General features: G+C 45.6%; 12 protein-coding genes and 1 tRNA gene. 3 read left to right on the top strand and 10 right to left on the bottom strand.

Annotated features, from left to right (window positions below; all coding sequences use genetic code 11):
- The first annotated feature begins 51 nt into the window (after window positions 1-51).
- Both H3U82_RS00415 and H3U82_RS00410 read left to right on the top strand, forming a co-directional pair.
- Window positions 52-128, top strand: a tRNA-Pro gene (locus H3U82_RS00415).
- Window positions 129-464: 336 nt separating this feature from the next.
- Window positions 465-1,751 (top strand): dicarboxylate/amino acid:cation symporter, encoded by a 1,287-nt coding sequence (locus H3U82_RS00410; RefSeq protein WP_198208713.1) that lies wholly within the window; start codon window positions 465-467, stop codon window positions 1,749-1,751.
- Between the two features lie 145 nt (window positions 1,752-1,896).
- Here the strand turns inward: H3U82_RS00410 and metG are convergent, their stop codons facing one another.
- The 9 genes from metG to H3U82_RS00365 all read right to left on the bottom strand — a co-directional run bounded on the left by metG (window position 1,897) and on the right by H3U82_RS00365 (window position 12,544).
- Window positions 1,897-3,954, bottom strand: coding sequence for a methionine--tRNA ligase (gene metG / locus H3U82_RS00405; protein WP_198208712.1), 2,058 nt, complete (start codon window positions 3,952-3,954; stop codon window positions 1,897-1,899).
- 100 nt (window positions 3,955-4,054) lie between these two features.
- On the bottom strand, window positions 4,055-4,618 hold the full coding sequence (locus H3U82_RS00400) for an SCP2 domain-containing protein (RefSeq protein ID WP_198208711.1): 564 nt from the start codon (window positions 4,616-4,618) through the stop codon (window positions 4,055-4,057).
- Window positions 4,612-5,217 carry a TIGR00730 family Rossman fold protein gene (locus H3U82_RS00395; protein ID WP_025331350.1) on the bottom strand — a complete coding sequence of 202 codons (606 nt, stop codon included), beginning with the start codon at window positions 5,215-5,217 and terminating at the stop codon, window positions 4,612-4,614. Before H3U82_RS00395 ends, H3U82_RS00400 begins: the two co-directional genes overlap by 7 nt.
- A gap of 63 nt (window positions 5,218-5,280) precedes the next feature.
- On the bottom strand, window positions 5,281-6,357 hold the full coding sequence (gene pheA / locus H3U82_RS00390; protein ID WP_198208710.1) for a prephenate dehydratase: 1,077 nt from the start codon (window positions 6,355-6,357) through the stop codon (window positions 5,281-5,283).
- 70 nt (window positions 6,358-6,427) lie between these two features.
- Window positions 6,428-7,651 carry a multidrug effflux MFS transporter gene (locus H3U82_RS00385; protein WP_084565316.1) on the bottom strand — a complete coding sequence of 408 codons (1,224 nt, stop codon included), beginning with the start codon at window positions 7,649-7,651 and terminating at the stop codon, window positions 6,428-6,430.
- 35 nt (window positions 7,652-7,686) lie between these two features.
- The gene (gene argF, locus H3U82_RS00380) at window positions 7,687-8,685 is read right to left on the bottom strand and encodes an ornithine carbamoyltransferase (protein WP_216353325.1); all 999 of its coding nucleotides are present in this window, start codon (window positions 8,683-8,685) and stop codon (window positions 7,687-7,689) included.
- A gap of 10 nt (window positions 8,686-8,695) precedes the next feature.
- Window positions 8,696-9,853 carry a succinyl-diaminopimelate desuccinylase gene (gene dapE / locus H3U82_RS00375; protein WP_198208709.1) on the bottom strand — a complete coding sequence of 386 codons (1,158 nt, stop codon included), beginning with the start codon at window positions 9,851-9,853 and terminating at the stop codon, window positions 8,696-8,698.
- Between the two features lie 119 nt (window positions 9,854-9,972).
- A complete protein-coding gene (gene alr, locus H3U82_RS00370; protein WP_078475424.1) occupies window positions 9,973-11,031 on the bottom strand; it encodes an alanine racemase in 1,059 nt (352 codons plus the stop codon).
- Between the two features lie 256 nt (window positions 11,032-11,287).
- A complete protein-coding gene (locus H3U82_RS00365; RefSeq protein WP_110414571.1) occupies window positions 11,288-12,544 on the bottom strand; it encodes a D-amino acid dehydrogenase in 1,257 nt (418 codons plus the stop codon).
- Between the two features lie 177 nt (window positions 12,545-12,721).
- Here H3U82_RS00365 and H3U82_RS00360 point away from each other — a divergent pair, with 177 nt between their 5' ends.
- On the top strand, window positions 12,722-13,186 hold the full coding sequence (locus tag H3U82_RS00360; protein ID WP_037474892.1) for an Lrp/AsnC ligand binding domain-containing protein: 465 nt from the start codon (window positions 12,722-12,724) through the stop codon (window positions 13,184-13,186).
- A 47-nt stretch (window positions 13,187-13,233) separates the two neighbouring features.
- On the opposite strand, the gene H3U82_RS00355 is transcribed toward H3U82_RS00360, so the two are convergent.
- Window positions 13,234-14,109, bottom strand: a complete 876-nt coding sequence (locus H3U82_RS00355) for a LysR family transcriptional regulator (protein WP_198208708.1) — start codon at window positions 14,107-14,109, stop codon at window positions 13,234-13,236.
- Window positions 14,110-14,193 lie beyond the last annotated feature (84 nt).

Genomic DNA, 14,193 nt, shown 5'->3' with positions numbered 1-14,193 from the left:
GCTTCACTCTTGTCAATGTCCTCGCCGCTGCCTATAATGCACAACTTCTTTCGGAGTGTAGCGCAGCCCGGTAGCGCACCTCGTTCGGGACGAGGGGGTCGAAGGTTCGAATCCTTTCACTCCGACCATATTTTAAAAACCGTCTGCTTATTTCAAGTAGACGGTTTTTTTATAACTAAAATAAATTTATTTTGAATGAAATTATCTTAGATTAAATAATATAAATTATTTTTTACTTCAAAAACACGATAGAAAATTATCGTCAATTCCTAATACAACCATCTATTTTTCTATAAAAAATTTTCTTATCATACATCCTTTTGTCTCATGGTTCTTATTTAGTAATTAATAATGCTTTTCTGTTAAGTTATGTAGGCTTTATAATCAGCCAATTATGTTACATCCTACTACATAATAACGTTAAAAAACTGTAGCCTTTAAACACAACCCATTGAAAGGTAAACATGTTACCACTCGAAATTGAGGAAATGAATCCGCCACCGAAAAAACAGCGCTGGTATCAGATCCTATATGTACAGGTAATTATTGCCATTATTATTGGCATCTTACTTGGCAACTTTTTCCCTACTGTTGGCGAAAGCATGAAACCTTTAGGCGACGCTTTCATCAAATTAGTGAAAATGATCATCTCCCCAGTTATTTTTCTTACAGTGGTAACCGGCATCGCCGAGATGACCAATATGAAAACCATGGGGCGGGTCGCCGGCAAGGCTATGGTTTACTTTCTTACTTTCTCTACTCTGGCACTGGCTATCGGGCTGGTCGTGGCCAATATTGCCCAGCCGGGACATGGTCTGAATATTGACCCGAGCTCACTGCAAAGTGCTAAGGTACACGAATATGTGCAGAAGTCCCATGAATCCAGCCTGACCGGCTTTCTGATGGATATTATTCCGACTACTGCCATGAGCCCGCTAACTAATGGCAATATTCTGCAAACTCTGTTTATTGCTATTCTGTTCGGTATTTCACTGGCACTGATTGGTGAAAAAGCCCGCCCGCTGATTAATATTTTTCAGGATTTATCGGCGCCCGTTTTCAAAATGGTATCTATTCTGATGCGTGCAGCCCCGATAGGTGCATTTGGCGCCATGGCTTTTACCATAGGTAAATACGGTATTAGTTCTATTGGTAATCTGCTCTATCTGATTCTGACTTTTTATATTTCTTCCGTTCTGTTTATTCTGATTGTTCTGGGTGCTGTAGCCCGTTATAACGGTTTTTCGATTATCAGGCTGGTCAAATACATTAAGGAAGAACTGTTACTGGTACTGGGTACAAGCTCATCTGAAGCCGCCCTGCCCACACTGATGCAGAAAATGGAAAAAGCCGGCTGCAAGAAATCAATTGTCGGATTGGTAGTACCCACCGGTTATTCGTTTAATCTGGACGGTACCAATATTTACATGACCATGGCGGCATTATTTATTGCACAAGCATGTAATATTGATCTGACACTGGAACAGCAAATATTGCTGTTACTGGTTGCCATGCTAAGTTCAAAAGGTGCCGCAGGTGTAACAGGAGCAGGATTTATCACTCTGGCTGCAACCTTATCGGTAGTACCTTCTGTGCCGGTGGAAGGAATGGCGCTGATTCTGGGTATTGACCGATTCATGTCTGAGTGTCGTGCTCTGACTAATCTGGTAGGTAATGCCTGTGCCACTATTGTGGTTGCGCGCTGGGAAAAAAGCCTTGATGAAGAGCGTTTACATGAAGTACTGAAATAAGCACTTCATACAGCTTCAAATTCTGCTTACAGAAATCTGATTTCCTTATAACAAGTGATGAGATTAACCATCTCATCACTTTTTTGATTCATAAATAAAAAACCAGACCAGCAATATTAGCTGGTCTGGTTTTTCAGCAAGATAATCAGCCGACTTTCATACCCGGTTCAGCCCCACTATCCACATCCAGTAAAAATAGTTTGCCATTACCGGCAGCTGAAGTAATCATCCCTTCAGACATGCCAAATTTTGCCATTTTACGCGGCGCAAAATTGGCTACCACAATGACCATTCTTCCGGCCAGTTTTTCTGGTTCAGGATAGCTGGCGGCAATACCAGAGAATATTGTGCGCTGCTCAAAACCAAGATCAAGCTGAAATTTGAGCAGTTTGCTACTGCCTTCGACTTTTTCGCATGTCAACACTTTGGCAACACGCATATCGATTTTCATAAAGTCATCAAATGAAGCCGTATCTGCCACAGGCTCATACTTTGTTTCAGCAGCAGTCTCAACTGTCTGAATATTCTGCTGATTCGCGGCAATCAGGTCATCAATCTGTTTCTGTTCCACCCGGTGCATCAGATGCTGATATGCATTGATGTGATGACCGGCAGGTAATAAGGTTGTACTATCAGCCCAGCTTAATGGCGCCACATTCAGAAAAGCGGCTGCTTCTGTAGCAAGCTTAGGCAATACTGGTGACATATATACGGTCAGAATACGGAAAGCATTAATCAGTTCACTGCATACTTGCTGTAAACGTGTCTCCTGTCCTTCCTGTCGCGCCAGCTCCCATGGTTTGTTGGCATCGACATACTCATTGACCACATCAGCTAATGCCATGATTTCACGTAAGGCACGCGCATACTCACGTGCTTCAAAGCTGGCAGCAATATTTTCACTTTGCGCCTGTAGCTGTGGTAACAGCTCGCTGTTGCTAACATCAGCCAGTGTTCCCTGAAAGCGTTTGCTGATGAATCCGGCAGCACGCGCAGCGATATTTATGTATTTACCAACTAAATCACTGTTAACCCGGGCGATAAAATCATTCAGATTTAAATCCAGATCTTCAATTCTGCTATTGAGTTTGGCTGCGAAATAATAACGCAGCCATTCGGGATTCAGTCGTTGCTCAAGATAGGAACGGGCTGTGATAAAAGTACCGCGTGATTTGGACATTTTCTGTCCGTCTACCGTGAGAAAACCGTGCGCGAATATGCCTGTGGGTGCCCTCAGATTGGCGTATTGCAAAGTAGCCGGCCAGAATAATGCATGAAAATATAAAATATCCTTACCGATGAAATGATACATTTCAGTATCAGTATCTGCACAGAACCACTGATCAAAATCAATGCCCAGACGTTCACACAGGTTTTTAAATGATGCCATGTAGCCGATAGGTGCATCCAGCCACACATAAAAATATTTACCGGGAGCATCCGGAATTTCAAAGCCGAAATAAGGCGCATCACGACTGATATCCCAGTCACTCAGGCTATCATTCTGCAACCATTCATTCATTTTATTCAGGGCTTCTGCCTGTAAATGCGGCTGCTCACGACCATTTTTCAGCCGGGTACTGCCGGCAGTCCACTGTTTCAGGTAATCCGCACATTCTCCGAGTTTAAAGAAGAAATGCTCGGATTCTTTCAGTACAGGAGTAGCGCCGGAAATAGCAGAATATGGCTTAATCAGTTCGGTAGGACTATAAGTAGTGCCGCAAACTTCACAATTATCACCATACTGATCCTGTGCATGACATTTCGGGCATTCACCTTTAACAAAACGATCAGGCAGAAACAGATTTTTTTCCGGATCAAATAATTGCTCAATAGTACGGCTTTCAATTTTTCCATTGGCTTTTAACGCCAGATAAATGCTGCGTGATAAAGCTTCATTTTCAGGTGAGTGCGTACTGTAATAATTATCATAGCCGATACCAAAGCCGGTAAAATCGGCCAGATGATTCTGACGTACCTGAGTAATCATTTCTTCCGGTGTTATTCCCTGTTTCTGTGCCGCCAGCATGACCGGCGTACCATGCGTATCGTCTGCACAGACATAATAGCATTCATGTCCGCGTGCTTTCTGGAAACGCACCCAGATATCAGTCTGAATATGTTCAACCATATGTCCCAGATGAATATTACCGTTTGCATAGGGCAAGGCTGAAGTAACCAGTATTTTGCGTTGTTTTGTCATGATTGATGTATCGTTAGAATCTAGTAAAAATCGTTGAAATTATACCAGAGCCGTTTCTCTGCTACAGTAACGGCTCATAAACCACTCACGTGCCGGAATATTAGTCAGTTTTCTGCTGCAAGCGGGAAATTCGGGCGGCCAGTCGGGCTGTATCATCACGTAATGTCTCGACCTGAGCAGAAAAACGTTGTAATTGCTTCTGCCCGACCACAATCGCATCACTTTCCTGTGCATAATCTGCGACCTGTGCTGCAATATTCTGACCAATAGCGCAGCCTTGCTGATAGAGACTCTCCAGTTCCAGCGCCACCTTTCCGCCCACAGCATCACCAAGCAGTCTGGCCAGATCGTCACGCCAGTCATACTGCAATGCCTGTATAAGCGGCAAAATCGCCATACCAAAAGTACGGTCACCAGTAATTTGTACGTCACCCACTCCCGGCTGTACACCACTGAGCATTTTAGTCAGAGCTGTCGAAGCGATAATAATGGTGGTTTCAGCTTCGGCAGAATCTTCCTTCCAGAATCCTTGATCATCAATGCGCCCTTTAAGAGTCAGCATAGGCAACACCAGCGCTACAACCCGTTGCCGGTATTGCTGCCAGCGCACTTTAAGTTCCACATTCTGCTGGATAAGGTGATTAAGTACAGCTAAGGTCAGCATAAAGTTTCTCTGGTTTGCTGCGCCCATTGCGGAGTAACCCATTTAACTGCATCACGCGGCTGCCAGAGGCGCATTTGTTCCAGCAGCTCCGCTGGTTTGGCGGACTGACAAAGTAAATCCATGTTTTCCGGCGGCATAAAACCGGCAGTGACTGTATTTTGCAGCATTTGAATTAAGGGATCAAAGAAACCGGCTACATTCAGAATTCCTATCGGATGAGGATGCAGTTTCAGCTGAGCTTGTGAGAGAACTTCAAACAGTTCTTCATAAGTTCCCAGTCCGCCGGGCATGGCAATAAAGCCGTTAGCCAATTCAATCATTTTATTTTTGCGCTCGGTCATATTGGTGGTTTCATACAATTCGGTTAACCCCGGATGAGCACCTTCCAGATTTTTCAGAAAACTCGGAATAACACCAATAACTTCACCACCATGTTCCAGTACAGCAGTAGCAATCGTACCCATCAGACCAATATTGCCACCACCATAAACCAGACGGTATCCCTGCTGAGCCATTTCCTGTCCCAGCTGCTGAGCTGCGTCGAAATAAGCTTTGTTCTGCCCCAGATTAGAACCACAATATACAACAATATTTTTCATATTTGTTTTATCTCCATGCCAGCAGTCAATGGTATCTGCTTCAGATAAATATTAATTTTGCATTTAAATCACAGCCTGCGGATAAGAACCAATTATTTTCAGAAAAGCTGAACGCTGTTGCAAGACAGCCAATGCAGCTGCCACATCCTCATTCTGCTGATGACCTTCAATATCAATAAAAAATACATATTCCCACAAACCACCGCGGCTGGGGCGACTTTCTAGTTTTGTCATAGATACCTGATGATCTGCAAAAGGCTGAAGTAAATCATGCATGGCACCGGCTTTATTGGGCGCAGCCACAACCAGTGATGTTTTATCTTTACCGCTGCTGGTCGTGATATTCCGTCCTAATACCAGAAAACGGGTAGTATTATTTGGCTCGTCTTCGATATTCTGAGCCAGTATCTGTAGCTGATAGTAATCGGCAGCCATCAGTGAGGCAATGGCTGCAGCACTACTGTCTGCGGCAGCCAGTCGTGCTGCTTCTGCATTACTGGCAACAGCTATCCGGGCTACCTGCTCCGGCAGGTTTTTATCCAGCCAGTTCCGGCACTGAGACAGTGCCTGAGCATGTGCATAAACCTTAGTGATATCCTGTTGCGATGCTACAGCATGCAGTAGCTGATGATGAATGCGCAGATTGACTTCACCACAGGCTTTTAAAGGTGTGGTTAACAACAGATCGAGACTGCGCCCCACCGACCCCTCAGTAGAGTTTTCGACAGGTGTCACCACATAATCGGCCTGCTGCGCTTCGACCAGACGGAAACATTCATCAATTGAAGTACACGGATGTGTCTGTGCAGCCTGACCGAAATGTTTAATAGCAGCCTGTTCGGTAAATGTACCCTTAGGTCCGAGATAAGCCACAGTTAACGGTCGTTCCAGTGCCAGACATTCACTCATAATCGCCCGCTGTAAACGGGCAACTGCCTGACCGGACAGCGGTCCCGGATTCTGTTCCTGAATCCGGCGTAAAACGACTGCTTCACGTTCAGGACGGTACACTATGCCTTCCCCCTTTAATGTACCAATGGCCTGGGCATGAGTGGCTCGCTGGTTTAATAAGCGCAGAATTTCACTGTCAATCCGGTCTATAGCATCGCGGTGCGGTTTGAGTTTATCGTTATCAGACATAATTAGTAGTGTTATTAATAGTTTATTCGGAAAAACAAGAAAAAGGCAGCCTACTGCGGGCTGCCCGTTATTATTTATGTTTTTTTTGCCATGCGGTATGTGATAAAGCCCATAATAATACGGCACCACAACTGGTGGAAATCAGCATCATTGTCGGCATAACATGTGTCGAACCATTATGCAGCAATGTAGTCAGCCAGCCTACAGTAGCGGCAATCAGAAACTGCATTGTTCCCAGTACAGCATTGGCACTGCCGCCAATTTTACGAAAATAGCTCATGAAACACGCCTGAGTATTGGAGCCAATCAAACCCTGTGAACCAATTGAAAACATAATCAGCAACAGTAACAGGAAGAAAGGCGGACGATCCATACTCCATACCACAATGGTTAATAATAAATTACAGCTTAACTGCAACAGCACACCGCCAAGCAAAATGTTGCGAGCCGGCGTAGTACGCAGACGATAGGCTGTTACCCGGTTAAACAGCATCATAGTAATCACATTGGCACCAAAGGCCCATGAATACTGATGCGGGCTAAGACCATATATATTCATGTACAAAAAGGAAGATTCAGTCAGAAATACAAACATGGCTGCAAAAGCAGCAGTTTGAAAAAACATAAATCCCAACGCTTCGCGTTCATGAAAAACCACTGAAAAATTTTCTTTTATCTTGCGAAAAACTTTGCTATCCAATGGCTGAATATCCATTTTAACCTGTGGCATAAACCGCCATACACAAATCAGTACGGCCAGAGCATATAGCAGCAGAAATATAAAGATAACCCGCCAGCCGCCAAGAGCAGCCAGTGCTGTACCCAGCATAGGCGCAGCCAGTGGTGCAGCCAGAGTAATAATACCAATGGTGGCAAACATTTTCGCGGCTTCATTGCCATGAAAAAAATCACGTACAGTTGCACCAACTGTAACAGTGGCCATACCGCCGCCCAGTGCCTGAATCCAGCGCCAGAACAGCAATTCTCCGGCTGAGTGAATAAAAACAATGGCAATAGCTGACACCAGATAGACACTCAGACCAATCATAGCAATGATTTTGCGCCCTTTAATATCGGATATTGCCCCCCCAAGCAATTGTCCGAGCGCAACACCAAACATGAAACTGGCCAGACTGCGTTCAATCTGATCAATCGGTGCGTGTAAAGAAGTCGCCATTTCCGGTACAGAAGATAAATAAATATCTGTGGAAAACGGCATAATAGCCACCATCACTGACAACAATAATGCCAGATAATGCGGATTAATAGGTAACTGATTGGGGGATGTTTTCATAACCATTCTTTCCATTTACTACAGGCCTGCCCCGGTCAGGTAGTTAATAACGCTACCAATACTGCTTTAATGGTATGCATCCGGTTTTCAGCCTGTTCAAAAACAATAGAAGCAACACTTTCAAATACTTCTTCACTTACTTCGGCGCCATCCAGAGAAAACTCATTAAAAAGCCACTGTCCTACCTGAGTATCGCGGTTATGAATTGCCGGCAGACAATGCATGAATTTCACTTCAGGATTATTACTGGCAGCCATCAGACGCGCATCAACGCGGTAAGGTCTGAGCTGCTCAATCCGTTCTTTCCAGGTTTCTTTCGCTTCTCCCATTGATACCCAGACATCGGTATGAATAAAATCAGCCTGATCAACAGCTGCGGCTGCATCTTCAGTTAATGTAATCCGTGCACCGGTCTGCTTTGCAATTGAACGGCACTGTTCTACCAGAGCGTCATTCGGCCAGAAAGCCCGCGGTGCACCAATACGTACATCCATACCCATTTTGGCACCGGCAACCAGCAAAGAATTACCCATGTTGTAACGGGCATCACCCACATAAGCATAAGCAATCTGATTCAAAGGCTTTTTGCTGTTTTCCTTCATAGTAAGCAAATCGGCAAGCATTTGCGTCGGATGGTATTCATTGGTCAGACCATTAATCACCGGAACACCGGCATATTCAGCCAGCTGCTCAACAATTTCCTGTCCGTAACCACGATACTCAATCGCGTCATACATGCGCCCCAGAACCCGTGCAGTATCACGGATACTTTCTTTATGCCCTATCTGGCTGCCACTGCTGTCCAGATAAGTCACATGTGCACCCTGATCATGCGCAGCCACTTCAAAAGCACAACGGGTACGGGTAGATGTTTTTTCAAATATCAGAGCAATATTTTTACCAGTCAGACGCGGCTGCTCCGCTGCATTTTTCTTTTCAGCTTTCAGGCTGGCAGCCAGATCAAGCAGCGTCTGAATTTCTGCCGGCGTATAATCCAGCAGTTTTAAAAAATGTTTCTGTTTCAGCATCCCCATTAGTTTCTCCTTATGCAGCATGAGTAAAATCAGCCTGTGCCAGCTGTTGCAGCATATTCTCATAAATAGCCGATAACTGAGCTATTGCGGCAATATCTACACACTCATCTATCTGATGAATCGTGGCATTAACCGGACCCAGTTCTATTAATTCGCTGGCGATAGCCTTAATAAAGCGACCGTCTGACGTACCGCCTGTGGTAGATAATTGAGCATTCACACCACAAACACGCTCAATGGCAGCCTGTGCCACCGTAGTCAGACGTCCTGCAGCGGTCAGGAACGGTTCTCCGGACAAAGCCCACTGCAAATCATAGTTTAAATTATGTTTATCCAGAATGGCATGTACCTGCCGGCGCAGACTTTCCGCTGTCGATTCCGTTGAGAACCGGAAATTAAACTGTACGGTAAGCTCTCCGGGAATCACATTAGTAGCGCCTGTACCGGCGTGAATATTGGAAATCTGAAATCCGGTAGGCGGAAAATAAGCATTTCCGTCATCCCAGTGCGTGGCAGTTAGCTCAGCCAGTGCCGCAGCAGCCAGATGTACCGGATTGGCAGCCAGATGAGGATAAGCGATGTGTCCCTGGCGTCCGTGCACCTGCAGCGTACCCGACAAAGAACCACGTCGTCCGTTTTTTATCATATCCCCCAGTGTATCAACTGCCGTAGGCTCACCCACAATGCAGTAATCAATATGCTCTCCCCGCTCTTTTAAAACTTCAACCACACGTTTGGTACCATCGTTTCCGTCACCCTCTTCATCAGAAGTAATCAGCAAAGCCAGACGCAACGGCAATTCAGGTTGCTGAGCCAGCAAGCGTTCGCAAGCGGTCACAAAAGCTGCAATACTGCTTTTCATATCGGCAGCACCACGCCCATACAGGTATCCATCACGCTCTGCAGGTGTAAACGGAGGCGAAGTCCAGCGACTTTCATCGCCGGTTGGTACCACATCAGTATGTCCGGCGAAACAAACCAGCGGCCCCTGCCGGCCGTAAACGGCATAAAAATTATCCGTTTCCCCGAATCTGAAGGTTTCAATACTGAATCCCAGTGCTGTCAGACGGCTCATCAGCAGCGGCTGACAACCATGATCATCCGGCGTGACGGATGGCTGTGCTATCAAATCTTTGGCCAGTTTCAGTGTTTCTATTTCCATTATCATAAACTCAAAAAAAATAACTTCAGGCAGCTTGAAAGGCTGCCTGAGAACATATTACATCTTTATAAACCAATTTTTCTGTCTTGCCAAACATTTACCCAATAATTGACAATCCATACCATTTATTCATACACCATTTCAGCACGTTTAACATTACACAGCAGCTCATAGGAAATGGTTCCGGCAGCGGCGGCTACTTCATTTACATTAACAACATCACCCCATAATTCCACTTCACTGCCGAGTGACTGCCGGTGGTCATCCAACTGAACTGTCATCATATCCATGGAAACCCGACCGAGAACACAACTGCGTACCCCGTCAATTGCCACCGGCGTGCCTGTTGCCGCACGGCGCGGATAGCCGTCAGCATAGCCGCAGGCCACCAGCCCGACACGGGTTGAACGGGTAGTGACATAACTGGCACCATAACCAATCGGTTCTCCCATCTGCAAAACCCGTTCTCCGAATACTTTACTTACCAGCCGCATTACCGGCTTGAAACGGCTATCAGCACCACCCATCGGCGAAATACCATAAAGTGCCAGCCCCGCCCGTCCCCAGCCGCACTGTGTTTGCGGATAGGCCATTATGCCAGCCGAATTAGCCAGACTTACCTCACCGGGCAAATTGGCACAGGTCAGCTCAAAAGTACGAATCTGTTCAGCCGTCATGGTTTTCATCGGCTCATCTGCACAGGCAAAATGGGTCATTTTCACCACATCAGCTACCTTACTGCTTTGAATCAGAGCCTGAAAGGCAGGTGCATAATCATGAGGGAAAAAGCCGGTTCGGTGCATACCGGAATCCATTTTCAGCCAGACTGTTACCGGTTTCTGCCAGTCATAATCCAGTAAGCTTTCCAGCTGCCATAAATTACCCACTACAGGCCACAACTGGTAACGGTCTGCCAGCGCATATTCTTCAGCAGCAAAAACCCCTTCCAGCATGATGATCGGTAATTGTATACCTGCTTCACGCAACTGCACTGCCTCACTGATACAGGCCACCGCAAAACCATCAGCTATATCAGCCAGTGCCTGCGCGCAGCGCACAGCGCCATGTCCATAAGCATTGGCCTTAACCACGGCCAGCATTTTGCCACCGCCATGCATCTGCTTTAAAGCCAGAAAATTATCACGCAAGTGATTCAAACGAATCTGCGCAACTAACGGACGCATCATTGCTCCCCTGTTATCCTGATTATCAAATTTCATTATTTAAGCAAAGCCGCCATGCAGCAACAGCTTTCAGTAATAAAATTTTATCATTATCTCTATCTGAATTTCATATATCACCATAACTGCCTGCCGTATCAGATAAATTAATAATATATTAATATTATGATAAAAATTTTACCGTTTCTGTCTGCCCTGACAAACGGGACAAAATAAGCGCCGATAAGAGCAAAATTTACCCGAACTGTTCTGAACTTGCTTAAACATAACGAGCCAGCGATAAATCACTGGTTTCAATTTCCGGTTTAACACCACTAATCAAATCAGCCAGAATTTTTCCCGAACCCAGCCCCATTGTCCAGCCCAGCGTACCGTGTCCGGTATTGATAGACAGATTCACAAAACGGCTGGCGCCAATGATCGGCGTACTGTCCGGTGTCATCGGGCGCAGACCGCTCCAGAAAAAAGCTTCCGAAGTCCGGCAGCTATCCGGAAATAAATCATTCACCACCAAATCCAGTGTTGCTTTACGTTTGGGGTTCAGATGAATACGATAACCAGACAACTCAGCCATACCACCGGCACGAATACGTTTATCAAAACGCGTTACTGCCACTTTATAAGTTTCATCAATCACAGTAGAAACCGGTGCTTTTGCTTCATCGGTAATCGGAATAGTGAGTGAGTAACCTTTAACCGGATATACCGGCAAATTAATACCCAGCCCGCTCAGCATACTGCGACTAAAACAGCCTAGAGCACAAACATAATGGTCGGCAGTAAAGTACTGACCATTGGCCATAACACCCTTAATACTGCATTTATCCTGCTGTATTTCAGTAATAGCATGTCTGTAGAGGAATTTTACACCGAGATCTTCACATTTTCTGGCCAGCTCAGTAGTAAATAAATGGCAGTCACCCGTGCCGTCCTGTGGTAAATACAGGGCGCCGGCCAGCTTTCCGGTCATATGTGCCAGCGCGGGCTCATAATGGACACATTCGGCAACACTGCTGAGCTCCTGTAAAGGCACACCGAATTCCTGTAAAACAGCCACATCGGAACGGGAATCGATAACCTCTTTTTCTGTACGGAAAATCTGTAAGGTACCTTTGCTGCGGCCTTCAAACTGAATATTTTCTTCTGCCTGCAATTGCTGTAACATCGCACGGCTGTACTCAGAAATCCGCACCATGCGTTCTTTATTAGTAGCATAGCTTCGGGCATTACAATTACGGTACATCTGCCAGAGCCATTGCAGCTGAAACAGACTGCCATCAGGACGAAACAGCAAAGGGGAATGTTCTTTAAACAGCCATTTCCATGCTTTGGCCGGAATATTGGGTGCTGCCCACGGGGTGGTATAACCATATGATAATTGACCGGCATTGGCAAAACTGGTTTCCATTGCTGCCTGATCAGCGCGCTCCAGCACAGTGACTTCATGTCCTGCTTTAGCCAGATACCATGCTGTACTTACTCCCACAATACCGGCTCCCATAATCAGCACTTTCATAATATCCTCTCTCTGGTACTTAACCGGAATAACCTATTGGTTTAACCACAAAGTTCACAAATATCTTAATTCAGTTACTTTCCCTAGTGTAAACAAAGCCTGATAGTGAATTTCACTTTATTTATACAAAAAAATGGAGTATTTTAATAAATACTCACATTCAAACTATCAAAAACCATGCACCATATAGATAAAGTGGACATGAAAATCTTGTCCCTGCTTCAGAAAAATGCTCGGATGACCATGACCGAGCTGGCCGATAAGGTTGGCCTTTCCACCACACCAGTTACCGAACGAGTACGGCGGCTCGAGCGGGAAAACATTATTACCGGCTATCACGCCCGCCTCAATCCTCGCGCCCTGAATCAGAGCCTGCTGGTATTTGTTGAAATCAAACTGCGCTCTAAATCCGGCAATATTTTTGAAGACTTCCGGCGTGAAGTTCTGACTATTCCGCATGTGCTCGAATGTCATCTGATTTCCGGTGAATACGACTACCTGATAAAAGTTCGCCTGCCGAATATGCACGCTTACCGCAACATGCTGGGTAATATTCTGTTGCAATTGCCCGCGGCGGCTGAAAGCCGCAGTTATGTGGTTATGGAAGAAGTAAAGGAAGAGCAGATGTTGCATCTGGAATAAATATCCAGGTGTATTATGTCCGGTACCATTACAGCGCAGCTGTATACTTATTCAGCATCCTGAATATACTTTACCAGTAATGCAGTTTCATCATCCAGCTGTTCTTCGTCCTGATTGAGAAATAAATAAACCGGCGTTGCACGGCGCATACCCTGGCGCAATGGCAATAATTTTAATTCTCCGCAGACCAGTTGATTTTTAATCCGTTCTTCCGGCAGCCAGCCATAACCCACCCCCTGACTGACTGCCTCAATAGCTGTTTCAATCGTGGTGAACGTCCAGTTTTCAGATGCAGTAATCTGCCTGTAAGGCAGTTGCTGTTGTTCACGACTAACAATTTCAATCAGCGGATAACGCATCAGAACATCCTGACTCAATGGTGCCGGTAAATCCAGTAAAGGGTGCGAATGCCGCACAACTACTACAAAATTCACCTCCAGCAATAACTTACCCTGCCTCATCATCTCGGCACTTGGGGTGATAATATAAACATCCGCCTGCCGCTGTTGTAAAACAGCACAACTTTCACTGCGCAATACCTCTGTGAGATGTATCTGAGTAGACGGATAAGTCTGCTGAAAACAGCGCAATGCTGAAAATAGGCGATCTTTAGGAAAAATACTGTCTACTACCAAGTCTAATCTTGCCCGCTCACCGCGTTTCAGAGCCCGGGAACGATTTTCCAGTGCTTCAAATCCCTGCAACAGTGGTAATGCCTGTGCCAGCAACTGCTGTCCGGATGCCGTCAGTTCTGCACGACGGCCGACTATAGTTAATAGCGTTACCCCCAGACGCTCCTGCATCAGCGTCAGCTGATAACTTAGCGAAGACTGGCTGCGATTAAAAGCTTCAGCGGCACGGGCAAAACTGCCGTAACTGACTACGGCCTGCAATAACTGCCATTGCTCCAGCGTTGTTTTCATTACTTAATCAATCGAAATTTTGAAACGGTTTAAACCAATATTAGCGTTATTCATCAGATAAATACAGGTTTACACTTTATTTGT

The sequence above is a fragment of the Snodgrassella sp. W8132 genome (assembly GCF_016100865.1).
Classification (GTDB): domain Bacteria; phylum Pseudomonadota; class Gammaproteobacteria; order Burkholderiales; family Neisseriaceae; genus Snodgrassella; species Snodgrassella alvi.
The sequence above is the reverse complement of the archived record's forward strand: the minus strand, read 5'-3'. Positions and strand labels throughout refer to the sequence as shown.

Excerpts from the sequence above, each read along its gene's own strand:
- H3U82_RS00410 (WP_198208713.1), top strand. The coding sequence starts at position 465 with ATGTTACCACTCGAAATTGAGGAAATGAATCCGCCACCGAAAAAACAG.
- metG (WP_198208712.1), bottom strand. The coding sequence starts at position 3,954 with ATGACAAAACAACGCAAAATACTGGTTACTTCAGCCTTGCCCTATGCA.
- H3U82_RS00400 (WP_198208711.1), bottom strand. The coding sequence starts at position 4,618 with ATGCTGACCTTAGCTGTACTTAATCACCTTATCCAGCAGAATGTGGAA.
- H3U82_RS00395 (WP_025331350.1), bottom strand. The coding sequence starts at position 5,217 with ATGAAAAATATTGTTGTATATTGTGGTTCTAATCTGGGGCAGAACAAA.
- pheA (WP_198208710.1), bottom strand. The coding sequence starts at position 6,357 with ATGTCTGATAACGATAAACTCAAACCGCACCGCGATGCTATAGACCGG.
- H3U82_RS00385 (WP_084565316.1), bottom strand. The coding sequence starts at position 7,651 with ATGAAAACATCCCCCAATCAGTTACCTATTAATCCGCATTATCTGGCA.
- argF (WP_216353325.1), bottom strand. The coding sequence starts at position 8,685 with ATGGGGATGCTGAAACAGAAACATTTTTTAAAACTGCTGGATTATACG.
- dapE (WP_198208709.1), bottom strand. The coding sequence starts at position 9,853 with ATGATAATGGAAATAGAAACACTGAAACTGGCCAAAGATTTGATAGCA.
- alr (WP_078475424.1), bottom strand. The coding sequence starts at position 11,031 with ATGCGTCCGTTAGTTGCGCAGATTCGTTTGAATCACTTGCGTGATAAT.
- H3U82_RS00365 (WP_110414571.1), bottom strand. The coding sequence starts at position 12,544 with ATGAAAGTGCTGATTATGGGAGCCGGTATTGTGGGAGTAAGTACAGCA.
- H3U82_RS00360 (WP_037474892.1), top strand. The coding sequence starts at position 12,722 with ATGCACCATATAGATAAAGTGGACATGAAAATCTTGTCCCTGCTTCAG.
- H3U82_RS00355 (WP_198208708.1), bottom strand. The coding sequence starts at position 14,109 with ATGAAAACAACGCTGGAGCAATGGCAGTTATTGCAGGCCGTAGTCAGT.